Source organism: Bacteroidota bacterium (assembly GCA_016721765.1).
Lineage (GTDB): Bacteria > Bacteroidota > Bacteroidia > UBA4408 > UBA4408 > UBA4408.
Genome location: JADKHO010000001.1, coordinates 895,002 through 920,317 on the forward strand (window position 1 = coordinate 895,002; position 25,316 = coordinate 920,317).

At 39.6% G+C, this 25,316-nt stretch carries 17 protein-coding genes; 11 read left to right on the forward strand and 6 right to left on the reverse strand.

Translation table 11 applies throughout. The annotated features are described in order from the left end of the window. Positions 1–21: 21 nt before the first annotated feature. A complete protein-coding gene (locus tag IPP32_03315; protein ID MBL0047108.1) occupies positions 22–1,692 on the reverse strand; it encodes a hypothetical protein in 1,671 nt (556 codons plus the stop codon). Positions 1,693–2,072: 380 nt separating this feature from the next. On the opposite strand from IPP32_03315, the gene IPP32_03320 reads away from it, so the two are divergent. From IPP32_03320 to IPP32_03355, 8 genes are all read left to right on the forward strand, one after another. After that, positions 2,073–3,629 carry an aldehyde dehydrogenase family protein gene (locus IPP32_03320; protein MBL0047109.1) on the forward strand — a complete coding sequence of 519 codons (1,557 nt, stop codon included), beginning with the start codon at positions 2,073–2,075 and terminating at the stop codon, positions 3,627–3,629. 30 nt (positions 3,630–3,659) lie between these two features. Next, positions 3,660–4,232 (forward strand): hypothetical protein, encoded by a 573-nt coding sequence (locus tag IPP32_03325; GenBank protein MBL0047110.1) that lies wholly within the window; start codon positions 3,660–3,662, stop codon positions 4,230–4,232. A gap of 40 nt (positions 4,233–4,272) precedes the next feature. Continuing rightward, a complete protein-coding gene (locus tag IPP32_03330; GenBank protein ID MBL0047111.1) occupies positions 4,273–4,908 on the forward strand; it encodes a class I SAM-dependent methyltransferase in 636 nt (211 codons plus the stop codon). A 47-nt stretch (positions 4,909–4,955) separates the two neighbouring features. Beyond that, entirely contained in the window at positions 4,956–5,660 is a 705-nt protein-coding gene (locus IPP32_03335) for a hypothetical protein (GenBank protein ID MBL0047112.1), read from the forward strand. Positions 5,661–5,805: 145 nt separating this feature from the next. Beyond that, positions 5,806–6,204 (forward strand): hypothetical protein, encoded by a 399-nt coding sequence (locus IPP32_03340; protein MBL0047113.1) that lies wholly within the window; start codon positions 5,806–5,808, stop codon positions 6,202–6,204. 135 nt (positions 6,205–6,339) lie between these two features. Continuing rightward, complete coding sequence (locus tag IPP32_03345; GenBank protein ID MBL0047114.1) at positions 6,340–8,568, forward strand: TonB-dependent receptor; 2,229 nt, start codon at positions 6,340–6,342, stop codon at positions 8,566–8,568. A gap of 15 nt (positions 8,569–8,583) precedes the next feature. Then, positions 8,584–8,952, forward strand: a complete 369-nt coding sequence (locus IPP32_03350; GenBank protein ID MBL0047115.1) for a heavy-metal-associated domain-containing protein — start codon at positions 8,584–8,586, stop codon at positions 8,950–8,952. Positions 8,953–9,007: 55 nt separating this feature from the next. After that, a complete protein-coding gene (locus IPP32_03355; GenBank protein MBL0047116.1) occupies positions 9,008–11,101 on the forward strand; it encodes a T9SS type A sorting domain-containing protein in 2,094 nt (697 codons plus the stop codon). 24 nt (positions 11,102–11,125) lie between these two features. On the opposite strand, the gene recO is transcribed toward IPP32_03355, so the two are convergent. Both recO and IPP32_03365 read right to left on the reverse strand, forming a co-directional pair. Then, positions 11,126–11,827 (reverse strand): DNA repair protein RecO, encoded by a 702-nt coding sequence (recO, locus tag IPP32_03360; GenBank protein ID MBL0047117.1) that lies wholly within the window; start codon positions 11,825–11,827, stop codon positions 11,126–11,128. A 12-nt stretch (positions 11,828–11,839) separates the two neighbouring features. Then, a complete protein-coding gene (locus IPP32_03365) occupies positions 11,840–14,221 on the reverse strand; it encodes a T9SS type A sorting domain-containing protein (GenBank protein ID MBL0047118.1) in 2,382 nt (793 codons plus the stop codon). 201 nt (positions 14,222–14,422) lie between these two features. Between IPP32_03365 and IPP32_03370 the strand changes: the two genes are divergently transcribed. Both IPP32_03370 and IPP32_03375 read left to right on the forward strand, forming a co-directional pair. After that, positions 14,423–15,103 carry a response regulator transcription factor gene (locus IPP32_03370; protein ID MBL0047119.1) on the forward strand — a complete coding sequence of 227 codons (681 nt, stop codon included), beginning with the start codon at positions 14,423–14,425 and terminating at the stop codon, positions 15,101–15,103. Positions 15,104–15,226: 123 nt separating this feature from the next. Beyond that, on the forward strand, positions 15,227–16,147 hold the full coding sequence (locus IPP32_03375; protein ID MBL0047120.1) for a sensor histidine kinase: 921 nt from the start codon (positions 15,227–15,229) through the stop codon (positions 16,145–16,147). Positions 16,148–16,206: 59 nt separating this feature from the next. Here the strand turns inward: IPP32_03375 and IPP32_03380 are convergent, their stop codons facing one another. The 3 genes from IPP32_03380 to secA all read right to left on the reverse strand — a co-directional run bounded on the left by IPP32_03380 (position 16,207) and on the right by secA (position 24,080). After that, positions 16,207–17,721, reverse strand: a complete 1,515-nt coding sequence (locus IPP32_03380; protein MBL0047121.1) for a T9SS type A sorting domain-containing protein — start codon at positions 17,719–17,721, stop codon at positions 16,207–16,209. Positions 17,722–17,825: 104 nt separating this feature from the next. Further along, positions 17,826–20,618 carry a TonB-dependent receptor gene (locus tag IPP32_03385; protein MBL0047122.1) on the reverse strand — a complete coding sequence of 931 codons (2,793 nt, stop codon included), beginning with the start codon at positions 20,616–20,618 and terminating at the stop codon, positions 17,826–17,828. 138 nt (positions 20,619–20,756) lie between these two features. Next, positions 20,757–24,080, reverse strand: a complete 3,324-nt coding sequence (secA, locus tag IPP32_03390; GenBank protein ID MBL0047123.1) for a preprotein translocase subunit SecA — start codon at positions 24,078–24,080, stop codon at positions 20,757–20,759. Between the two features lie 397 nt (positions 24,081–24,477). Between secA and IPP32_03395 the strand changes: the two genes are divergently transcribed. Then, positions 24,478–25,299 carry a methyltransferase domain-containing protein gene (locus IPP32_03395; GenBank protein ID MBL0047124.1) on the forward strand — a complete coding sequence of 274 codons (822 nt, stop codon included), beginning with the start codon at positions 24,478–24,480 and terminating at the stop codon, positions 25,297–25,299. The last annotated feature ends 17 nt before the right edge of the window (positions 25,300–25,316 follow it).

Sequence of the window (25,316 nt, forward strand, 5' to 3'; positions counted from 1 at the left end):
TTAATGAAGGGTTTTGCGCCTTTACTTCATCTTCGAACAAGGCAAATAGTCCGTGCCATAAACTGACTTTGCAACCAAATATGCTTTTCCGTAAGTGCCTCCTCCTAAATAATCTTTGTAAAAATCAACACTTCCCATCCAGCAGCCGGAAGCGTCCTTGCAAAAAACATATATCTCCTGATTATTATATTGAGAAACAGGTATACCCAAGGCGTTGGAATTTACCGACCATAAGGGTTGAGGAGCAGGATGAACCACAATTTTAACAACGGTTGAACCCGGAAATGCAGCTATATACCCTGATTTTATTTGTTCCAGTGTAATACCTCCTGCTAACGGAGCTGATTGCTCTGTCCATTCCTTTGGCATTTCTTTGCTGTTTAGCGCAGCATCGGCTTTAAGTTTTTCAGCTGGTTCTGCAGCTTTAGCAAACGCTTTCTGAAGGGCTATAAAATCATTTTCTGTTGTCCCCGTTATATTATAATTAAAAGTTCCAGTAGCATTGTCATTGTATACCGAAGAGAAAAGCTGCAGGTTATCATAAGTCCCTAATTTTGCAAAATAATTACATACAGCAGTCGAATAATAATAGTTATTCCCATCCGATGATGGTTTCATGATGTAAAACGACACGTAAGTTTTTTCCTTTGATTCCGTGGCTGCATCGTAAAGAGTTAACTTCTCAGATGCATAGCCTTTCTTTTCATCACCACTTGGAAAAACTCGGCTAAGTATTTTTACAAAATCTAATTTATTGCCTGAGTCAAGTTCCCTAACTGTTTTTGATAAATACGCCATGGCATATATATTATCTCCAAATTTAAAATCGCGTGTAAACTTTGATTCATCCTCTTGACCATAAATAATAGGCTCTTTGGAGTAAACTATTCGATGGAGGTATTTTTTATGCATAGCACTACTGCCCTCCGGTGCGCTCTCGGCAAGAGATTTATTGTTAAATTCGAAAAACCAAGCACGATCATTTTCACTCGGATTATACCAAGCACGGCGCATGCTATACAGGTTAGTACTACTGTAACCACCAACCCTACTCTCCACATTTAAAACCCCAAAGGCTTCATCATCATACAAAGAAGCTAATACCTGAGACCTTTCATTTGCACTAAAAAACCACTCAAATTTGGTCGTTTGATCAAAGGCAAAAATATACTTTGCAGGATCAGAAGTAGATTTTACAACGGGAAATGAGAGGTAAGTCTGTGCTTCATCCCAATTGTCATAATCGAACCATCCCTTGTCATTTTCGGTTGGCTCTCCGTCAGGCAGCGACCTTCTTACCATATTCAAATGTCTCCATTTGGCAGGGTCAAGGTCCTTAATCGGTTTAGAAAGATAAGCCATCGCATAAATGGGTTGGGCATACTCGAAAGTGTTGGTAAATTTAGATTCATCTTCCTTACCATAAATAATGGGCTCGGAGGAAAAAACAATTTTATGAACGTATTTTTTATGGGTAGCACTACATCCTTTTGGGGCGGGTGTGGCTAGGATGCCTTTATTTGTCTTTTCAAACCATGCTTTCCATTCAGCTGTTGGATTGTACCAAGCATAAAGCACCGAATAAGGATCTTTACTATTATACCCTTCAAGTCGGGTAGGCGCTTGAGCACGTGAAGTACTAAAATTTACAAAAATAAAATAAACACATAGGGATAGGAATAGTTTTTTCATGTTTGATATTTTTTTAGGCAGTACTACAAATCTAAAATTTATTTAATACTTGGCAAATCTTACACATTTCATTTTTATTTTGCACCAGCACTCGTCCTCGTATTGTGCCGCATAGCGAGGATGCCATAAGTATGCGTTTGCAAAGCCTAAAATAAAAAAATCCATTTCTGCCTCCACTCCATTTCCAAGCGGCATTGAAAAACCCAGCAAACAAGTTCATGTATGCTACAAACCGATTTACAAAAAAACGATGCGTTCGATACAAACCGTTTAAGCTCAATTAAAACCACCATTCCCTATTTTTAGATTCTTCCTTCATTGCCTCCAAAGTAAATACTATTTCCTACCTTTGCACCCTCAAAAAAATAAATAAACATCCAATGAGCAACACTGTTTTAGAAAAAAAATCAGGCATCGCCAAAAGCCTTGAAACACTTGGCATCAAAGCCCTTAATTTTGGTGCCTCAACGGGCTTAAATCATGTACATACAAAAGGAAAACAAATTGATTCATACTCTCCTGTAAATGGGGAATTAATTGCCAGCGTAAATGCAGCAACCCCCGAAGATTACGAACGTACCCTTAAAACAGCCGAAGAAGCATTTAAGGTATGGCGCATGATTCCTGCACCCAAAAGAGGTGAAATGGTGCGTCAAATGGGCGAGCAATTTCGAAAATACAAAAACGAATTGGGCGAACTGGTTTCCTACGAAATGGGAAAAAGCTTGCAAGAAGGTAAAGGCGAAGTGCAAGAAATGATTGACATCTGTGATTTTGCGGTAGGATTATCACGTCAACTATACGGATTAACAATGCACAGCGAACGCCCTTTGCACCGCATGTACGAGCAATATCATCCGCTTGGAATTGTGGGTGTAATATCTGCTTTTAACTTCCCTGTGGCAGTTTGGAGCTGGAATGCAGCTATTGCCTGGGTTTGTGGCGATGTGTGTGTGTGGAAGCCTAGTTCTAAAACACCACTTTGTGCCATTGCTTGTCAAAATATTATAGCCGAAGTGCTTAAAAACAATAACGTTCCCGAAGGAGTGAGCTGTGTGTTAATTGGCAATGCGGTTGGCGATTTATTGAACAACGACAAACGCGTACCTTTAGTTTCCTTTACAGGCTCCACGCGAATTGGTAGAAGAGTATCCTCGCTAGTTGCCGAACGTTTTGGAAAAACAATCTTGGAACTCGGCGGTAACAATGCCATCATCGTTTCGGAACATGCTGATATGAAATTATTGGTTCCTGGTGTTGTGTTTGGTGCCGTGGGAACTGCCGGTCAACGCTGCACTTCCACTCGTCGCTTAATTGTTCACGAAAGTGTTTATGATAAGACCTTAGAGTCGCTTAAAAAGGCTTATTCTCAATTGCGCATGGGCAATCCCTTAGATGAAAAAAATCACGTGGGTCCCTTAATCGACAAAGCAGCTGTGGCTGATTTTACTGCTGCTATTGAAGATGCAAAAAAAGATGGAGGAAAAGTGCTCTGTGGCGGAAACCTTATGGAAGGTGCCGGATACGAGTCGGGATGCTATGTAAATCCATGCATTATTGAAGTTAAAAACAACATCAAAAAAGTGTGCGAAGAAACCTTTGCTCCTATTTTGTATGTGATGAAATATAAAACATTGGACGAAGCTATTGCCCTTCAAAATGGCGTTCCACAAGGTTTATCTTCAGCAATTTTCACTACCAACATGCGCGAAATGGAAAATTTTCTTTCGGTACAAGGCAGCGATTGCGGAATTGCCAACGTTAACATTGGAACTTCCGGTGCCGAAATTGGCGGTGCTTTTGGCGGAGAAAAAGAAACCGGTGGTGGCAGAGAAAGCGGAAGTGATGCTTGGAAAGCTTACATGCGCCGACAAACAAACACCATCAATTACAGCACAAGTTTACCTTTGGCACAAGGCATTAAATTTGATTTTTAAATAAACCACTTGCGCGCAAAAAATCATAAAATGCATCAAAAAAAGCGGGTTTCAACTCCCCGCTTTTTTTTGTTGTTAACGCCAGCCTTATTCATTGTTCTGCTGGTCGGATGTTCCCAAATGGAGCCTGTAAATAAAGACCTGCGCTATTTTGATCTCCAGCGTTTTTATGATTCTGAAGCTCAAAAGTTATCTGCCTCCAAGGCTCAATTAAAAAAAACAACTTTATTTGATGGGCAGCGCAATAGCACCATTTTAACTCAGCCAGATTGGCACAAAGAATTCGCACTATTAATGCTTGCAGATATCAACAAACCTGCCTGGAAAAACAGTTTTAGGATTGATACTGTTAAACACGATAGTACACTACTTATTCGTTATACCGCAACAGAAAATCACATTGCTGTTCGATTGTTGGAAGTTACGCGTGTGATGGGTGAGGTAGTTAAAATACATTGCAAGTCAGTTGCTGATAATTTTGTGTATGCCACCACTCAAGAAATGTGGTATGCTCCTCAAGAAGGATTTCGCGTTTTTGGAAGTCAAAAAGTACTTTGGTTTTATGAGAAACGCTACGAAATAAAAACTGCTTTTATGTATTAAATTCAACACCTTTCTTAGCATAAAAATTAGCGCAAAGCCAATGGATAAATCCGAAAAAGCCGTATCCGTTTTCAACAAGTTAGCCGTCGAATATCAAGCTCGCTTTATGGATGTGAGCCTCTATCACGACACCTTCGATTTTTTTTGCGAAACTATTTCCACTCCCAATGCGAGCGTTTTAGACATTGCCTGCGGACCGGGCAACATTACAAAATACCTGCTTCAAAAGCGCCCTGATTTTTCGCTTCTTGGGATTGATTTAGCTCCAAACATGCTTGCTTTGGCGCAGGAAAATAACCCATCCGCGCGTTTTCAGCTACTGGATGCGCGTGAAATTTCAAAGCTAACGCAGCAACAGGATGGAATTATGTGTGGCTTTTGTTTGCCTTATCTTTCAAAAGCTGAAGCACTGAAGCTTATTCAGGATGCCTCTCAATTACTTCACACAGGAGGCCTGCTTTATTTAAGTACCATGGAGGACGATTACGAAAAATCGGGATTGAAAAAGGGAAGTTCGGGTGACGAACTATTTATGCATTATCACCAAGCCGACTACCTTTGTGCGGCGCTGCTTAAAAACAGTTTAAAGCTCCTAAAACTTGATCGAAAAGTAATAGAAACAGCCGATGCTCCAACGGTGATTGATTTAATTCTTATAGCCCAAAAACAGGCCTAGCGGTGTAATGAAAAATGCATACATTTATGCAAATCAATTTTCTAGCTATGAAAAAACTAATAACACTAATAGCATTTATGATGCTTGGAAACCTTTTAGCAAATGCCCAATTTGTGCCGGCTTTTCCGGATAATGAATTGCCCTTAAACCAACCTTGTGAAGTGACTAAGGCAGACGGAACGATTTTAAAAGGAACCTTAAAATCGGCTATGCAAATGAATGGACGCTTAAAGTCCTTCGCAGTTGCACCGGATGATGGTAGTGATAAACAACGCTTTAAAGCAGATGAAGTGATTCAGGTTAAAATGAAACCCTCAAACATGCAAAAAATTGCTGAAATTGTGCGTTCTGCCACCGATATGAGCAAAATGCAAAATATTGGTGATGTAATTGATTGTGATTGGATTTATTATGAAACCGTAAAGATGCCCAACTCCGATAAAAGCTTCTTAGCGCAACGCTTAAATCCCGGCGCAGCAAACAATAAATTAAAAGTATATCAAGACCCCAATGCTAAGAGCGATGCCAGTGTTGGATTTGGGGGTATGACGCTCATCGGAGGAAAAGATTTGAGCTATTACATTTTAACCGAAGGCGGCACCAACTCTGTTCTGGCGCAAAGCAAAAAGTACAAAGATCAAATGGCACTGATTTATAAAGATTGCCCCAGCTTTTTTACTGACATTAACGGACATACCGATTGGAGCCAGTTTCCTAAGCAGGTGGCGCTTTACAACCATACTTGCAAATAAATCGCACCAATACTCCTATATATTTTTGGCTGATGGCGCTGCTTTTGCGCTAAGGGATTTTCATTAACAAAATAAAACATTACCCTTTTTAAAATTGTTTCATTTGCTTGAAAATGAGCCTTTTTACACTTACCTTTGCTGCGCAATGAAAAAACGGATAAAACCCTTTTTAATTCTATTTGTTGCCCTTGCAATAGTGGCTTCCTCTACCGGAATTACCTTTTTTAAAATGGTTTGTGGTAAGAGCGGTAAAGAAATTGTTTCCCTGCAAGCGTTTACCAATTGCTGCAAAAAAAACACTCCTTCCTGCCACAGTATAAATAAGAAATGCTGTGATTTTTCGAAGCAAACATTTAAGTTAAGCTTGCTTCATAAAGACTCCTCCAAACCATTTTCTTTTATAAGTGCTGTTACTTTTTTTGTTAGCCACACTGTTTTTTATAAGGTACACAGTTATTCCCTTCCAATAATACTAGCAAGCGACACATCGCCGCCAAAATCCGGTCGAGAAATTCTTTGCCTGCACGCTACTTATTTAATTTGATTTTTGGCTTGACCCCGCAGGTCAACATGTGATTCTATTTGTGCTCACACGAATTGAAAATGCTGTTCCATTAGCTGCTTTTGGAATACACCTTCCTTCGTATTGGCAGCTGTACTAATTCACCCGAAAAATCAAATGAAAAGTTTTATTTTATTCCTGTCGATGGCATTACCATCCATTGCAATGGCGCAAACATTAAGCACCATCCGCGGAAGCGTGTACGAAATGAATGGGCAAAGTAAAGAGTTTCTTACCGGTGTCAACATTGTTGTAGTGGGCACTACAGAAGGTTCAACTAGCGATAGTAGCGGTAGTTTTGAAATAAACACTGCACAAGAATTTCCTGTAAGGTTGGCTATAAGTTATGTGGGATACAGCAGAGACACCTTCAAAATTACGGAACACACCGCCACTCAAGTGAATATTGAATTAAAAAAATCAATCACGTTAAAGGAGGCCATTGTAGAAGGGCGCATTGAATCAACCGCCATTTCCACACTCACACCGATCAACACTACTACCATTACCAGTGGCGAATTATTAAAAGCCGCTTGTTGTAATTTGTCCGAAAGTTTTGAAACCAATCCGGTGGTGGATGTTAATCAAACCGATGCTGTTACCGGGGCAAAGCAAATTCAAATGTTGGGCTTGGATGGAATTTACACGCAGATACAAAGTGAAAACGTGCCCTTGATTCGTGGTTTATCTGCAGCCTATGGCTTAGGTTTTACGCCCGGGCCTTGGATTGAATCCATTCAAATTAACAAAGGCGTGGGTTCCGTAATTAATGGCTATGAAGGCATCACGGGGCAACTCAATATTGAGCTTAAAAAACCGCAAACAGCAGAAGCTGTTTTTATTAATGGCTATGTAAATCACGAAGGGCGCGAAGAGCTGAACATTCAACTGGCCAATCGTTTTAAGAAAAACACCAGCGGTGAACTCTTGTTGCACGGGAGCACGCAAGTTAAAAAAGTGGACCACAACGGCGATGGCTTTTTAGATCAACCACTCTATCAACAATTAAATGCATACAACCGTTGGCATTTTGGTATACCCAATAAACTCGAGGCACAGGTTGGGCTGCGTGCTTTGTATGACGATAAACAAGGTGGGCAAAACCGCTTTAACTATTCTAACGACTTTGGAAAGCAAACAAATTACGGGGTTGGAATCAACAATAAACTAATTGAATTATTCACGAAAACCGGAACCATAAATGCGGCTAAACCTTATAAAAGTTTTGCGCTCATTACCTCCACACGGCTGCATTTGCAAGACAGTTATTTTGGATTAAAAACATATTCGGCAAGGCAAGAGTCGTTTTATGCCAATACGATTTACCAAACCATAATAAGCGATACCCGACATTACATTAGAGGCGGACTCAGCTTTAACTACAACAACTATTTCGAAAAAATTAATGGCTTACCTTTGCGCACACAAGAGCTTGTTCCGGGGGCTTATGCCGAATATACCTACAACGATTTGCAGCAGTTTTCGCTGGTTGCGGGTGTACGAGAAGATTATCACAATTCCTTTGGTTTTTATCTTACTCCACGCCTTCACCTTAAATATAATTTTACTCAACTTACTTCCCTTCGCCTGAGTGGTGGAAGAGGCTGGCGCACCGCACGTGTGTATGCCGAAAACACAGGGGCTTTTGCTTCTTCACGTACGATAAATGCTGCTATGGATTTGCGTCCTGAGGTGGCTTGGAATTCCGGAATTAATTTCACGCACAAGTTCAGATTATTTGCTCGTGAAGCTGTTTTTAATGTGGATTACTACTATACCTTTTTCGAAAACCAAGTGGTACTTGATATGGAGGAAATTCACGAAATTCGTTTTTATAACCTCAACGGAAAATCTTATGCACACTATGTTCAAGGTGAGATAACAACAGAGCCAATACCAAATTTCACGGTCTTGCTTGCTTATAAACACAATGAAACAGCTACGAATTATTCGGGCACGCTGCGGCAACGACCATTTGTGCCACGCGATAAGGGCTTGCTGAATGTGGAATACAAAACGAAAAATAAAAAATGGAGCATGAATGCAACTGCAAAAGTTTTTGGATACAGTCGTATTCCTTCGGGTGGGATAATTCATCATGGAAATGAAATTCCGTTGCGCTCAAAACCGTATTCGCTTTATGCTGCACAAGTGAGTTATTTTTTAATGCGTTTTGATGTATATGTAGGAGCCGAAAATATTGGAAACTTCACTCAGCACAATCCTATTATCGATGCAGAAAGTCCATTCAGTAGCAGCTTCGATGCATCGCTTGTGTGGGGGCCATTAATGGGCCGATTAATGTATATAGGGTTTAGATGGAAACCCTTTTCTTCAAAAAAATAAAAATAAAAACTTACTATGAACCCTTTAAAAAATCAAACTATGCTAAAGAGAATTTTCCTGTTCGTGCTGCTTTCCTTTTCATTAGGAGTATTGGCACAAAATAAAAAGAATGAAGTCATCAAAATTAAAACATCTGCAGAGTGCGAGCAATGCAAAAAAAGACTTGAATCCAACTTGATTTATACTAAAGGAGTTAAGTTTTGCAAACTAGATGTGCCTTCAAAAGTACTTACGGTTACTTATAATCCCGAAAAAACAAGTCCCGCGAATATTCGTTTAGCGATAAGTCAATTGGGATATGATGCCGATGAGCTAAAAGCAGACGCGCTGGAATATGAGAAGTTGCCCGAATGTTGTAAAAAAGGAGGAACAGATCATAAATAACATCAAGCATTGCGCAGAATAATAAAATTTCTAACTTGCTTCAAATTTATACACTATGAAGCATTTTTTAGTTATCTCGGCATTGTGCCTTACTTCCTTGTTTTCTTACAGCCAATGCAGTACCACCAATGGAACCGGCTGCCTGTGTCCCGATGGAATTTCAACCGATTGTGATTTATTGCCTGACATCACCGTTTCGGAATATGCGTTCCAAACCTATCAAGGAGGACCCAATGAATATCCGCAAACCAATGCCGGAGCAAGTGTAACTGCTCAAGGTCCTGATGATGGGCGTTTTCGACTCTCTGCTTCTACCCCTAATACCGGAAGCGGTGCGCTGGAAGTAAGAGCAGTTGACAGCAATGGCAAACGCTGGTTTTTGTGTGGTACAGATACCTTTTCAATAACTGACCCTAATGCTTCAGCAAGCTTTACATGCCCGAATGGCAATCCTAATCCACATCAACTGCTAAAGCAACGCGTGTATCATAAAAGTGGAATCAATATGACTTTCACAGAGCATTTTGCAGGAAGTATGACCTATCATCCTTCACACGGACATTATCATGTGGACGATTGGGAGATAATGACTATCCGCATTAAGGACAGCACCGAAAGCAATCCATTAAAATGGCCTGTTGTAGGTACCGGAAATAAAGTTGGTTTTTGTATCGAAGATTTTCAAAACTGTAGCACAGCAAATGGGCATTGCAGAGATTCAGCCGGCACAATATTAACCTACAATACAATAGTGAATCATGGCCATGGTGGCGGCAATTATAGCTGTGGATTAGCCTTTCAAGGAATTACTGTTGGCTATACCGATATTTACTGGGAAACACTAGATGGACAATGGATTTATATTGCACCCGGAACCTGTAACGGACAGTACTATGTGGTAATTGAGGTAGATCCGCATAACTTTTTTCAAGAGTCGAATGAGGGCAACAATATTTTTGCATCGCCCATTCAATTAACGCAGCAAAGCCCTAGCGGAAATCCGGTAATTGAAATTCACTCCAACAAAAACTCATCTACCGTTTGCGCAGGCGACAGTGTTGAATTAACAGCTACTGCCGGCACTTCTATATTGTGGTCTACTGGTGAAACAAAACAAACTATTAAGGTACCATCAGCTAGCGCCACTTACACCGTGCATGTCACAAACTATTGCGGAACCGACTCTGCATCCTATACTTTAACTGAAGTTCCAAGCCCGTCAATACCAATTCCTTTGGGCGATACTGTTAATGTTTCAGGAAATGCAACATTAGTGGCTTCGGGTAGTGGGCTCATAAAATGGTATAATGCAGCCGGGAATTATGTTGCCAGTGGGGATACATTCATTACTCCCACCATTTCCACTTCAACCATCTATTTTGCTGAAAACACTGCACAGCATACCGATACAGCATATGCTTATCCGCACGATAATGCTTTAGGTTCGGCAGCTTATATTAACTCTGCTCAATATGAGCTCTTTCATGCGGATGTTGATTTTACTTTGGTATCTGTAAAAGTGTATGCTCAAAATGCCGGAAACATTACGGTTCAATTGCTCAGCAGCGTAGGTGCCATTTTGCAAACAGTTACTTCAGCAGTTCCAGTTGGGATGAGCCGCGTAATTCTTAATTTTCAAGTTCTTGGCGGAAGCAATTATCGTTTGAATTACAGTGGAGGCGGAGTGTATTTAATGCGTAACAATTCGGCAAATGTGAGTTATCCTTATGGTGTGCCCGGAATCGTAACAATTACCGGGGCTTCTGCCGGCGCTTCTTATTATTATTATTTCTACGATTGGAAAGTTGCAACGGCAAATAGTTCATGTCCAAGCGCACGCATTCCGGTGTTGGCTTATGTAGATCAATCAACCGACATTTCTAAATACAATTTATTTGATAAGTCCCTTCACGTTTACCCTAATCCTTCTGCCGGAGTATTTACTGTTGAGTTTACATCAGCACTAAAAACCTTTGCCAAAGTACAGATTTTAGACCCTCTTGGGCGTATTGTATGGGAGCAAGAAACGGGAGCAATTCAAGGGAGAACAGAAAGCGTATTAAATACACATTCGCTAGCAAAAGGAGTTTATAGTTTGCGTGTTTTAGCCGACAAAAAACAATATATTAGAAGATTGGTTATTCAATAATACTAGCGAATGGAATAAATTCAACTAGGAATTTATTTCATGCAGTACATCTGCTGATTTAATTTTACCGAATCCTGAAATATGCAGTTCATAAAAAAGTATTAGCTGTTGGGTTAATTCATTTCGAATTTCCCTGTTGGGAATATTTTCAAACGAATCGCTGAGGCAATAATCAAGTAAGCGGCTTTTGTTTTCATCGAGCGAATAATTCGTTTTTTGACTTGAAAAATTGCCTTCTTGTAAATTAAAATAACACTTACTGTTACTGAATCTTCCATCGGGATAAAAACCCAAAAAACGGGTAAGTTTCAGCATAAATCCAAGGTGAAAATTTGCAATTGATGTTTCGCTGTATTCCAATACTAATAAAGCATGATGTATAAACGAAAAGAGGTCTGGGTTGGTTTCTTCTTCCTTTATTGATTTATAAAGGACTTCATTTAAAAAGAGCAATACGGCGCTCTTTTGAATTTGCGCATGAACACTTTGAAGGGGTTCGCTAATTCTAATCTCTTTGGGGCGAATTAATTTGGATGTTTCGCTGTGATTGGCCACTACTTCGAGCAAGCTAAGCGGCATAAACAAAGCCGCTTTCGATTTTTTGCCGTGTATGCCACCAACGATATATGATTTTAATCCAAAAGCTTCGGTGTATAGCTTTACAATCAGACTATTTTCGGAGTACTTGGTTGTTTTTAAAACAATTGCCCTTGTGCTGCTGAGCATTGGTGCTTGTTCTTAATTAACAATCAAAATTTTGGTAGAACAGGATTTTGAACCTTCTGTATCGGTGCTAAAAACCAAATAAACACCCGATGCAGCCTTCTCACCTTTTAAATTATTTCCATCCCAAATGGCTTGACCACCTAGTGCCTTTGTTTGATAAATTAAGGAACCACTGACATCGGTAATTTTTACACTGGCATCTTTTGTTAAGCCATTAATGGCTATAACTCCGCCATAGGTTCCTTTCACAGGATTTGGATAGGCAAATATATCGCAGGTTTCGAGTCCTTCGGTAGCGGTGCTTTTATAAGATATAATTCCTAAATCAGTGCCAATAAACACTTCTCCGTCGTCGGGATTTATGGCAAGCGAAATAATGTTGTTTGAAAAAAGAGGTGAGTTTTCAATGGTAAAATGCGCCAGTTGTTGTGTTCCGTCGCTGCTCATAAAATACACGCCACTGTTCATTGTACCCACCCATTTTCGATTGGCGCCGTCCACAACAATAGTCGTTACGACTTCCGTTTCCAAGAGGTATTGAATATTACCGTCCTGTTCAATTTTTATTTGCTGCGCATCAAAATTTTCGTTCGAAAAAACAGCATCCGGAGAGTAAAATACACTAATACCCTTATCGGTTCCAACCCAAACCTCTCCGTTTTTATCTTCGGCAATTGAGAACACTTCAGAACCCACCATACCGCCTTTTCCCGGCTCAAACTTTAGTTTTTTCACCCTGTCGTCTGGGGTATAATCTATTGTTCCATTATCGTCATAAACCAAAATTCCCGGATCGTTTGTTGCGCGGGGCAGCAGAATCCATTTTTTGTTAGACTGGGTAACAAGCAGTGCACTCGCATCACGTGCAGTAATTTCAGAATTAATAGTAGTGTTAAATGCTTTCCATGTACCATCCTTTTTTAATACATTTAATAAAGAATTTGTAAAAGCATTCACCATCCAAAGATTTCCCTCACTGTCAAAGTCCAATCCACTCACCCAAACTCCGGGGTTTTCAACTCTATATTTCAAGGTGCTGTTTGTGTTGTTATAAATCTTAACGAGTTGGTCTGATTTGGAACTATACTCCACAAGGCCCTTTCCCCAGGCACTTGCAAAAATTCGATTGGTACTTAAAGGGCTTTCCTGCACATATAAAAAGTCTTTTGCAAAATCGGTGGTGGAATCTGTTGGTGCAAATGCGGATGCCTTGCTTGTCCAATTATTGTCCATAAACGCCGATAGTCCATCTGTATGGTTAAGTCCTGACCAAGCATCATCAATCCCTCCGGAAGCTACCCATAGGCGGTTCTCAGAAAAATGCATCGAGAAAACATTGTTGCTGTATGGACCACTTGGTGAACGATATACAAAATGGAATTTTACATCATTTTCAACCAAACCACTGCGTATATCTGCAATCCAAATAATATTGTCTTTATCGACAATTACATCATTTGGCCCTGCAAAAAACGGGAAGCGATTGGGGTACCCAAAAGCACCACCCAAAAAATTAACTTGGTTTTTTTGCTCATCGCGTACACTCGTGCCATAAAAATACATCATGTACAGGTTGTTCCCAAAAACCCGTAATCCCAATCGGTCTGCCACTTCATTGTCGTAAGCATACCAAGCGGTGCTATCCACATCGCGCTGATATATTTTTCCGGGATTGCTTGGTTTATTAATTATGAATTTGTGGTTATAAACAACCAGTGAATTATACGATTTAATAGGAAGTCCATTATCCTTTTTCCAATTGTTGGGATTACTTAAATTGGGGTTCGATTTAGGTGCAAAGTACAAGCCTTGGTCGGTAGCCGCATAAAATGTATCGCGGTATAAAAGCAAATCGTTCACATTTTGATTAATTGCCGCAAGGTAATAGGTGTCTTTAATTTCTCTTTTATTTAAATCCAAAACCACAATTCCAAATCCGCAACTTAAGTAGGTAAAGTCCGCGCCAACCAGTATATTGTTTATGTTTTTGTTTCCGGAAATAGTGCTTCGTTTTATATCTGAAACATTAATCACTTTCCCATTTTCAATCAAATCAATGTTAGCATTCGAATAAGCAATAATTAATATGTTGCGTTTTGGGTCAAATCCAATTCGATTAATACGTACGTCCGATAATCCATTAACCTTTGACACCCTATTGCTGCTGCCGTCTTCCTTATCGAAATAAAATAAATTTCCATCTGCAACACAGTAAATTTTATTTCCGGCTTCTACCACATTTGTAGCTTTATTATACGACAGGTGATCGCGCCATTCACCAATTGCTACTTGTGCTTTAGCGGTCAGCATAAGGCAATTACAAGACAGGAGAAGCAGCACTTTAGTAAGCATTTCTTTCATCGAAGCAAATTTATCCGTTTTTTTATACTTCACCTAACTTAGATTTAGGACTTTTATTGTTTATACTTGACTTGCAATTATCATCAAAGAAATGACATGCACCAAACAATCAAACATAAATTGTTCTCTCGGGTTTTTTTCTGTCCTTTGTTTTGTTAACCTTTTTTTAACATTGAAGCAATACATGGGTAGTAATAAGGCGTGAATTTTATGCAAAATTAAAAGGAGTTAGTAATGACAGAAAACCAAAAAATTCTCTTAGTAGATGACGAGTCAGACATACTCGAGTTTCTGAGCTATAATCTCCGAAAGGAAGGATATACTGTGCTTACCTGTGACAATGGAAAACAGGCCATAGAAATTGCCCTAAAAGAGCGCCCTCAACTAATCTTACTTGATGTAATGATGCCCGGCATGGATGGCATCGAAACTTGTAATCAAATGCGTGAAAGCCCTGAACTGAAAACTGCGGTAATTGCGTTTTTAACTGCCCGAAACGAAGATTATTCTCAAATAGCCGGTTTTGAAGTGGGTGCCGACGATTATATCAGCAAACCTATAAAACCTCGCGTGCTGGTTAGCCGAATTAAAGCATTGTTGCGAAGACAAAGAGAGGCCGAGCCGCCAAAAGAAACTGTAAATGTAGGAGGAATAAAGATCGACAGGGAGCAATATTGTATTGAAAAGGACGGTGAAAAAATTTATCTCCCCAAAAAAGAGTTTGAATTGCTTTCCTTACTGTCTTCAAAACCGGGAAAAGTATTTACCCGCGAACATATACTTTCGCAAGTGTGGGGAGAAGACGTAGTGGTAGGCGATCGCACCATTGATGTGCACATCCGAAAGCTTCGTGAAAAACTAGGGGATACTTACATAAAAACAGTAAAAGGTGTGGGATACAAATTTGATTTTTAAATTTGTATCATGCGCATTGGTCTTTCCTTAAAATTTTCGCTGTTCACGGCACTTATCTGCACGCTGCTGTTTTTTTTATTGTCGCTGTTTTTTCATTCTAACAACATCAGCAACTTGGCAGTTATGCTGGCACTGAGCTTTTTCTTGCTTTTTGGCGGCATTTGGTTTTACTTTCAAATCTATATCAACAAAAAACTAAAAGATATTTTTTTTACCATTCACCATTTTAATGTGCATGAAAAAGAAGATGCGCCAATGGAAATAAAAGTGAGTGATGATTTTCTTGAAAAAACAAAGCACGAAGTTGAGGTGTGGGCGCAAGAGCGAAGAGATGAAACGGAGCGATTAAAAAAGCTCGAGGTGTACCGTAAAGAATACCTGGGCAATGTATCACATGAATTAAAAACACCCATTTTTAATATTCAAGGATATGTGCTTACCTTACTTGACGGTGGATTGGAAGACCCTAACATTAACCGGAATTACCTGCAACGTGCTGAAAAAAGTGTTGAACGAATGATTTCGATTGTGGAAGATTTGGAAGCAATTACACAACTCGAAAGCGGCGAGCTGCAATTGGAATTGGAAAAGTTTGATATTAATGTGTTGATAAAAGAAGTGTATGAAGCGCAGGAAATGCGCGCCAGCGCCCGAGGCATTAAGCTCAATGCAATGTTTATTGATACCCGGCAAAGCATTGTATATGCCGACAAATTCCGAATCCGCCAGGTGCTCACTAACTTAATTGTAAATTCCATAAAATACGGGAAAGACGATGGTGAAACCACCGTTAAGTGTAACGACATTGGCGACAGCTATTTAATTGAAGTAGCCGATAATGGAATTGGTATACCTCGACAAGATAGCGAACGTGTATTTGAGCGCTTTTACAGGGTAGATAAGGGGCGCAGCAGAAGTCAAGGCGGTACCGGATTGGGTTTAGCGATTGTAAAGCACATTATTGAAGCGCATGGGCAAAACATACAAGTGATTAGCACGGAAGGCGCGGGTTCTGTTTTTTCCTTTACCTTAAAGAAAGGTTAACGCAAAAAAAAGCGAGCCGTCAAAATTAATTGACGGCTCGCTTTTTTTACTTTTTAAAATTACTGTAGTACGATTTTTTGAATCGATTGGTGGTTTTTATCAGACATTGTTTTCACCAAGTATATACCTGTCTCTAATCCTTTTCTTTCCAAAGAATACTGAGTTGCATTTACATTTCTAATTTCTTTCACCAAATTTCCAATTGCATCGTAAACATATACAGTAGCAATTGTTTCATTGCTGGTAATTTTCACGTCTGCAACTGCTGGGTTTGGATACACAGAAACTGAGTTTTTGCTGCTTTCAATTGCCTTAATTCCAATTGGAGCTCCCGGCAAGTTCAATACTTTTGCCATTCTAGGTGCTAAGTAACCTTGCATCGTATCGATATAAGCCAATGCTTTTGCTTTACTCATATTTGGATTGGTTTGCAATGATCCCATATATGCTTGCGTTCCATTAGCTGCAGGTAATCCACTTGCAATTGCATAGTTTACAGTTGCAGTAGAATCATACCATTCCCATGGACCTGATTGTGGGCCGGGAAGGTAAAAAGGCATTAATCCACCAACACCTCCATTTACGGCATTCGCTGCTGTAGTATAAGGATCAGTATAGGTAACTTGGTTTATTGCATCGTTGTTGGTTAACATATTTGCGCGTCTTACAACATCACGACTACCGCTAACATTCACCACAAAATAATTCAACACAGGAACGATTACGGCACCATAAGTAAAAGGCGCAAATGGATCGCTTGGCACATGAAACGCAACCATTGGTACATCTCCGGCTTCTAACCAAGATGAATCGCCTATTGCACCGCCCGCATTAAAAATCATGCTGATTTTATCAGAATATCCAACGTGATTTTGTGATGGAGAGTTTAAGAAAGTGGAATCGGTACCGCTAAAATTTCCGGCAAGTGCTTGTGCAACATAAGGCTGGAAGGTAGTACTGTTAATAAACTTTTGAAGATTCAATTCCGAAACCTTATCCAAACTTGCATAAGCAAATGCAACATATCCTCCTGAACCCTGACCACCTACAATAACTTTGCTTGTATCTACTTTGTAAGTATTTCCACCAACAGAGAAGTTTTCACGTAAGAAACGAACCGATGTTTTAGCATCTTGAATGGCTCTGTAAACAGCATTCAAAAGTGTTCCGGTACGTACATCTTGATCGCTGCTTTGAGGATTCCAACCCAAACGGTAAGAGACCGCACATGCAACATATCCGCGTTTTGCAAAACGAGTACACATTTCAACAACAGTACTGTCTGTGCGAGAACCTGTTGGAGAACCATTAATTAATTTTGGAAGAAAGCTTCCTGTATGCAAATAAATAATTACCGGACGTTTTGTGGCAGTATCTCCGGTTGGCTCATACACATCCATAAATAAATCCTGAGCTGCAGGTGAACCGGTTAAAACAGAAATATTTCGTCCGTATTTTACGTTATTAGTTCTTGTAACATTGGTAAAAACTTCATTCAAATAACGTTGTGCATAAGTGTTTTGCACCGCTGCTATCGAAATAAATGCAAGTGTAATTAGTATAACTTTTTTCATAGGCTATTTTTTTAATTTATTGTTTATGTAGAAGCAAATATATCCTTTTTATATCAGTTTAGAAGTGCGTTTATCGATTTTTATGAAATAGACGCATGTAATTCTTACAAGTTTCCAAGGTCAAAGAGTATCGAAAAATAGATCATACGTCCCACTCTAGGGCCACCATATACTTGAAATTTCTTATTGTTCAGTACATTAGAAGCGCCTAATTTAAATGTAGAATAAATTTTAGGAACAGTATAATTTAACTGAGCATCCAGCAAATCGTAGGTTGGGACATCTCCGGTAAATTGAGGAGAGCCCTCGTATAGAAATCCTTGAATCCATTTATAATTGATACTGTAACCCCAGTTTCTAAGATGCAAGCCAAATAAATTCATGTCGATATCTCTCCCACTAAATGTGAGATTGTACTTATGTTCTGGCGTATTAAATGCCGGTATTATGGGATCGATAGAATCCTTTTGGTTCAAAACATTCCAAGAATAATTTCCACCGATGGAATAATACCTTTTGAAAAAATAAGTAAGGCCAATGGAAAAACCTTGCGTGGTAACCTGTTCCTCACTATTGGCTGCCACACGATACACCTGCGTGCTCGTAACAATGCTTGTAGATTGGTCGTAATTAACATCGGCACCTAGTTTATAACCAATAAAATACTTGTAAAAACTATAGTAATAACTAGCATCTGCAAACAGATTGTTAAACACTATAGCGCGTGCGCCAAACTCAATTGTTTTCACTTGTTCCGGGCGTATCGGTTGGATATTAATATAGCTTAAGGTATCCGAGTTTCTGGTATCTAAAAAATTAAAAAGCGAGGGAATGGTAACAAGCGAATCAACCCCGTTGATGTTTCCAAGCAAAATAGCACGCCCAACATTGTAATATAAATACTGATCGGTGAGCGTTGGGTTTCGTATTGCCGATGAAAAGTTGGCGCGAAGCGTATAGTTTTTAGTAAAAGAATAAACTACTGATGCAGCGGGTGAAAAAACATAGTTGAAATTCTGATTTTTATCCAAGCGTGTCGTTAGGTTAATTTTAAGCTTTTCAGACAATAACTTTTTCTCTATACCAGCATAAAATCCAAACTCTTGATTGGTAATTTTGATTCCTGCAGTATCACTAAATATGGTACCTTTAGAATAGGGGCGATACATACGGTAGTTCCCTCCTACTGTAATATCTAGAATGCTTGGTGTAAATTTATATTCCCCTTGCACATGATACAAAGCTGATTTGTCGTAAAAGCGCGATCCGCCTTTTGTATAGCTGGATCGAGAGGTTATTTCTTTAAGCGCATTATTATATTCTTCGGTACCCGGCACTAATCTCGCCAAATAACCAAAAACCGGATTTCCAATACCATCGGCATAATCTCTGGCATTTTGATGATAGAGCAATAAGGAATCGGGATACTTTGCTAAAACAGCTTCTATGTTATCTACATAGTCGGGCGGAACAGGAAATGTGAAGGGTGGATATTCGGGGAGGTTCTTTACACGAGGAACCATTTTTGTATTGTAAAAATTACGATAATCCACCGACCATTTATCGTCGGGTTTTACTGAATCCTGAAGTAAGAGCGCTGTAAACACAGCATCATAGGATTTTCCGGCATTTTCATTAGTAGCATAAGCCCTTATGAAAAATTTGTTTTCTTTTCGAAGTTCAATTCTGTTTTGAAAAAAAAGAATGTCTTTTAAACTATATCGATTATCGCCTTGATACACCGTGGTACCATTTCCAAAACTGCTTGCATAAATCACCTCAACTTCCGGTTTCACTTTATAGTGTAGCGCCAAGGATGCTTTCAAATTCTTGGTATTATAGTCCACAATATCCTTCTCCAAATAGCCTGTGCGGTTATATCGATTTAAGCCCGGCGAGGTAAATGTTTTGGCAACATTGCCTCTATCGGCTTCATCTCCGTACCTGTTCACAGCATCATATCCCCCAGGGTTATCGGCACTGGTAAGTGATTGTGGAGTGGCATCCATGTTGTTTGCCTCCCAATCGTTGGCACGCATGTAGAAAAAGCAGGTTTTAAGGGCAAACTTATCTTCGCCCTTTTTATTTTTAAATGCTTTGGCAAAGCGAATAGATCCTTCAAATAAATCCCGTTCACCCGTTTTAAGAGAAACACTCAAACCCTGATGAATAAATGGGCTTTTGGTGTTCATTGAAATTACTCCATTAAAGGCATTCGGTCCATAAAAGGCAGAGCTTGCTCCTACTACTAAATCCACTTTTTGCACATCCAATTCACAGGCTCCCAAAAAATTTCCGAGCGAAAAATTTAAGCCGGGTGCTTGATTATCCACCCCGTCAATAATTTGAAGCGAACGAACAGGAGAAGTGCTATTAAAGCCACGTGTATTAATTACTTTAAACCCAATACTTGCAGAGGTTAAATCAACACCTTTCAACTGACCCAATCCTTCATAAAAATTAGCCGCCGATGTTTGTTTAATGGCAATAATATCCATCGATTCAACCGTAAGAGGAGATTCCTTTTGCTTTTCGCTGATGCGGATATCACTCACTTCGAAACTCTTGAGTTGCACCTCATTCACACCCAATTTTATTGTTACAGATTTTGATAAATCAGTTACAATGAGTTCTTGTGGAGTGTAACCAACATAAGAAGCAACTAGGGTAATGGGAGGAGTAGCGCTTGTGTTGAATTGAAAGTTACCATCAAAGTCGCTAATTGCACCAATTGAAGTTCCTTTAATAACCACACTAACCCCTACCAACAACTCGCCACTTTTGGTATCTTTAACAGTACCCTTAATTGCTTGGGCAAAAGCAGCTCTCCCGCAAAATAAGAGCACAAGAGCACATAAAATTTTTAATGAGCAGAAATGGGGTTTTTTCTCCGGCATGATACTAAAAATTCAGATTGCTTATACGTATGTCAAGCAAATGAAATCAATTCCTTTTAGGGAAGCAAATTTTTGAGAAAAATATTTTTTAAGAAAAAAAGACCAGACTGCTTTCTATTGCAATCTGGTCTAATGCTTTTAAGCGTTTGCGCCGTGACAGTTTTTAAATTTTTTGCCACTTCCGCAAGGACAAGGATCGTTACGGCCTACTGTTTTTTCAACTCGTACCGGTTGAATTTTAGGCTTTTCTTGTGGTGCTTCAGGATTTCCTCCTCCGCCTGAAACTCTTGGAATTTCATCGGTTCGGCTCACCTGCAACTTGCTCATATCGGTGCGCTCGGGTGCCTTTATTTCCTTTACGGCATTTTTATTTTCTTCGGGTAAAGCAGCTTTCGATAGGAACGAGACAATTTCCTTATTCACTTTTGTAATCATCGTTTTAAACAACTCAAACGATTCAAATTTGTAAATCAACAAGGGATCTTTTTGTTCGTAAACTGCATTTTGTACCGATGTTTTTAATTCATCCAATTCGCGCAAATGTTCTTTCCAGGCATCGTCGATAATGTTGAGCGGAACATTTTTTTCGAAGGCATTAAACAATTCTCGCCCCTTGGATTCATAGGACTTTTTAAGATTTGCAATTACTTGCATCGTTGTAATTCCATCGGTAAAAGGAATTACTATGTTTTCATAAATATGAGCAGAATTTTCGTAAACATTTTTTACCACAGGAAAAACATTTTCGGTAATCATACTTGCTTTATCCTGATAGTGCTTGTAGGCTTTTTCGTAAAGCATTTCTACCAAAGTTTCGTGTGCCGTTTTCATAAAATCTGCTTCCGCTACCGGACTTTCAATTGACAGCACTCGAATCAATTCCAAATCAAATCCTTCAAAATCTTTTTGCTCTTGATATTCGGCCACTATGCTCTCACACACATCGTACATGCTATTGGCAATATCTACCGCCAAACGCTCACCAAATAAGGCATGTCGGCGCTTGTTGTACACCACTTCGCGCTGTGAGTTCATCACATCGTCGTATTCGAGCAAACGCTTACGTGTTCCAAAATTGTTTTCTTCTACTTTCTTCTGGGCGCGTTCAATCGATTTGGTAATCATGCTGTGCTGAATTACCTCCCCCTCTTCAATTCCCATGCGGTCCATCAGCTTGGCTATTCGATCGGATCCAAATAAACGCATCAAATCATCTTCCAATGAAACAAAAAACTGAGATGTTCCCGGATCTCCCTGACGTCCGGCTCGACCGCGTAACTGACGGTCTACCCTTCGTGAATCGTGGCGCTCAGTACCCACAATGGCCAATCCTCCGGCTTCTTTTACACCGGGACCTAGTTTAATATCCGTTCCACGACCGGCCATATTTGTTGCAATGGTAACCGTTCCGGGCTTACCTGCTTCTGCTACAATTTCGGCTTCGCGTTGGTGCATTTTCGCATTCAACACATTGTGCTTTATGTTTTTTAATTTCAGCATGCGGCTGAGTAATTCTGATATCTCCACGGAAGTGGTACCCACCAATACCGGACGCCCTTTTTGCGTTTCCTCCACAATGTTTTCTATTACTGCATTGTATTTTTCGCGCTTGGTTTTGTATACCAAATCTTCTTTATCCTTGCGGGCAATTGGCCGGTTTGTTGGAATAACCACCACATCCAACTTATAAATATCCCACAACTCGCCTGCTTCTGTTTCGGCTGTTCCGGTCATCCCTGCCAATTTCTTGTACATGCGGAAATAATTTTGAAGCGTAATCGTTGCGTAGGTTTGAGTAGATGCTTCTACTTTCACATTTTCTTTTGCTTCAATGGCTTGATGCAATCCATCGGAGTAACGGCGGCCTTCCATGATACGACCGGTTTGCTCATCCACAATCTTAATCTTATTGTCGATGATTACGTATTCCACATCAATTTCAAAAAGGGTGTAAGCTTTCATCAATTGATTCATGGTGTGCACGCGCTCACTCTTAATGGCAAAGTCGCGCATGAGTTCATCCTTGCGGTTTCTTTTATCGCTTTCGCTGAGATTAGATTTTTCAATTTCCGCAATCTCGCTTCCTACATCGGGCAACACATAAAACTTTGCATCTTCTGTAGCACCCGATATAAGTTCGATTCCCTTTTCTGTTAATTCGATGGTGTTGTTTTTTTCATCAATTACAAAAAATAATTCCGCATCCACTTTTGGCATTTCTTTGCCATGGTCCTGCATGTAATAGTTTTCCGTTTTTTGCAATTGCGCTTTTACTCCCGGCTCGCTTAAAAACTTAATAAGGGCTTTGTTTTTAGGTAGTCCGCGATAAGCACGCAACAAGGCAAAACCACCTTCTTCATTTTTCTTTGGGTCGTTGAGAGCCAGTATTTTTTTTGCATCGGCCAGAACCGTATTCACGTAATTGCGCTGCGCATTTACTAGTTTTTCGATTTTGGGTTTTAGTTCAAAAAACTCATGCACATCGCCTTTGGGTGTGGGACCCGAAATAATTAAAGGAGTTCGTGCATCATCAATCAATACACTGTCCACCTCATCCACGATGGCATAATTGTGAGGGCGTTGCACTAAATCTTCGGGGTTGCGCGCCATATTATCGCGCAGATAATCAAAACCAAATTCGTTGTTTGTACCATAGGTAATATCGGCCAAATAAGCCTTTCTGCGCTCTTCCGAATTGGGTTCATGTTTGTCAATACAGTCTACCGTCAAACCATGAAACTCAAACAAAGGGCCCATCCATTCCGAGTCACGTTTTGATAAATAATTGTTAACCGTAACAAGATGCAAACCCATACCACTTAGGGCATTCAGATAAACCGGTAAGGTCCCCACAAGGGTTTTTCCCTCTCCTGTTCCCATCTCCGAAATTTTACCTTGGTGCAATACAATACCCCCTATCAACTGCACATCGTAATGTACCATGTCCCAGGTAACACGATTTCCGGCAGCAATCCAGGAGTTAGAAAAAACAGCTTTATCGCCTTTAATTTCCACACTGTCGCGCGTGGCTGCCATGTCGCGGTCCATTTGTGTGGCTGTAACTTCAATAGCAGTATTTTCCTTAAAGCGTTTCGCGGTTTCTTTCATAACGGCAAACGCTTCAGGCAAAACTTCATTTAGAGCTTCTTCAATTTTTGTAGTAACTGTTTTCTTTAACTGATCGATGGTGTCGTAGTTTTTTTCTTTCTCCGTCACATCCATATCCGGATTAGTGTCGATAGCAGCTCGCAGTGCATTAATTTGCTCATTTTCAGCTGCAATATGTTTTTGGATATGCGCTTTAAATTCAAGTGTCTTTGCGCGCAATCCATCGTGGCTCAGTTGGCTGATACTTTCGTAAGCTTTGTGAATTTTGTCTACAATGGGTTGTAAATCACGTATGTCGCGTTCAGACTTGTTTCCAAACAATTTGGAAACCGATTTGGTAAGGAAATCTAACATGTTCTCTCTATATAAGTTTGAGGATTCTCTCCAATTATTAAGCCTTTGTCCTATTTGTCATGATTTTACAAAATAACAAGAAATGCTGTCATGCAAATCAAACAAAGGGCTGCAAAAGTAGGGTTATTTTGCTGGATTTGGAAATGGAAACCATGAGCACTTTTGACAAGGCTAAGGCATACAATACAAGTTGAAAATCATATTAAATTACAATTCACTGTAATTGCCGTTCGATGCTTATCACCAAACTCAAGATAGGGGCAGCAAATCCCTTCTGCTATCCTTAAACTAATTTAGTTTGCATTTTCTAAATTATAACCGATTTCACCTACAACAGCCTTTCAACTATAAAGCATAACAGAATAGATTTTTATCTTGTCAAAAAATTTACTGATACATGCCATCTCATTCCCGGTTTGATGCTGCGGCTATAAACTACGATACCGATTTCACCTACTCCGAAATTGGCAAAATGCAGCGTGCTTGTGTTTATTCATTCCTTGAGAAAAACATTCTTAGCGACTCCCCATTATCTATTTTAGAAATTAATTGCGGCACCGGTGAAGATGCTGTTTGGTTTGCCAATAAAGGAAATCAGGTAATTGCTACAGATGGGTCAACTAACATGATTGAAGTGTCAAGAAAAAAAATTCCAGCTCTAAACATGGGCTCCGTTTCTTTTGAACAAGCTGCTTTTTCAGAACTAAAATCAAAATACAAGCATAAAAAATTCGATTTCCTATTTTCCAATTTTGGAGGATTAAACTGTGTATCGGAATTGGAGCTAAAAAACTTATTGAATGATTTTTCCAACATGCTGAAGCCCCATGGTAAATTGGTGTTGGTCATCATGGGTAGAAAATGTTTGTGGGAGCGTTTCTACTTTTTGCTTAAAGGAAAAAACCAAAGTGCTTTTCGCCGAAGTTCTAAAACAGCTGTTCCGGCACAGATAGGGCAAGATGTTACGCAAGCTACCTATTATTATTCACCCACTGAAATCAAAAAAATGATTCCGAAAAATATACATTTCAAAACTTGCAAACCTATTGGTATTTCAATCCCTCCCTCCTATTTAGAACCCTTTTTTAAATCCAAGAAAGTACTTTTAAAACTGCTTAATGCAAAAGAAAAATTGCTTAGCCGCATATCCTTGCTTTCAGATTATGCAGATCACTACTTGATTTATTTCGAAAAAAAGGCTGAGAATAAATCGACATAAGTCTATCTTTACCCCAC

Excerpts from the sequence above, each read along its gene's own strand:
- IPP32_03315 (MBL0047108.1), bottom strand. The coding sequence starts at position 1,692 with ATGAAAAAACTATTCCTATCCCTATGTGTTTATTTTATTTTTGTAAAT.
- IPP32_03320 (MBL0047109.1), top strand. The coding sequence starts at position 2,073 with ATGAGCAACACTGTTTTAGAAAAAAAATCAGGCATCGCCAAAAGCCTT.
- IPP32_03325 (MBL0047110.1), top strand. The coding sequence starts at position 3,660 with ATGCATCAAAAAAAGCGGGTTTCAACTCCCCGCTTTTTTTTGTTGTTA.
- IPP32_03330 (MBL0047111.1), top strand. The coding sequence starts at position 4,273 with ATGGATAAATCCGAAAAAGCCGTATCCGTTTTCAACAAGTTAGCCGTC.
- IPP32_03335 (MBL0047112.1), top strand. The coding sequence starts at position 4,956 with ATGAAAAAACTAATAACACTAATAGCATTTATGATGCTTGGAAACCTT.
- IPP32_03340 (MBL0047113.1), top strand. The coding sequence starts at position 5,806 with ATGAAAAAACGGATAAAACCCTTTTTAATTCTATTTGTTGCCCTTGCA.
- IPP32_03345 (MBL0047114.1), top strand. The coding sequence starts at position 6,340 with ATGAAAAGTTTTATTTTATTCCTGTCGATGGCATTACCATCCATTGCA.
- IPP32_03350 (MBL0047115.1), top strand. The coding sequence starts at position 8,584 with ATGAACCCTTTAAAAAATCAAACTATGCTAAAGAGAATTTTCCTGTTC.
- IPP32_03355 (MBL0047116.1), top strand. The coding sequence starts at position 9,008 with ATGAAGCATTTTTTAGTTATCTCGGCATTGTGCCTTACTTCCTTGTTT.
- recO (MBL0047117.1), bottom strand. The coding sequence starts at position 11,827 with ATGCTCAGCAGCACAAGGGCAATTGTTTTAAAAACAACCAAGTACTCC.
- IPP32_03370 (MBL0047119.1), top strand. The coding sequence starts at position 14,423 with ATGACAGAAAACCAAAAAATTCTCTTAGTAGATGACGAGTCAGACATA.
- IPP32_03375 (MBL0047120.1), top strand. The coding sequence starts at position 15,227 with ATGCTGGCACTGAGCTTTTTCTTGCTTTTTGGCGGCATTTGGTTTTAC.
- IPP32_03380 (MBL0047121.1), bottom strand. The coding sequence starts at position 17,721 with ATGAAAAAAGTTATACTAATTACACTTGCATTTATTTCGATAGCAGCG.
- IPP32_03385 (MBL0047122.1), bottom strand. The coding sequence starts at position 20,618 with ATGCCGGAGAAAAAACCCCATTTCTGCTCATTAAAAATTTTATGTGCT.
- secA (MBL0047123.1), bottom strand. The coding sequence starts at position 24,080 with ATGTTAGATTTCCTTACCAAATCGGTTTCCAAATTGTTTGGAAACAAG.
- IPP32_03395 (MBL0047124.1), top strand. The coding sequence starts at position 24,478 with ATGCCATCTCATTCCCGGTTTGATGCTGCGGCTATAAACTACGATACC.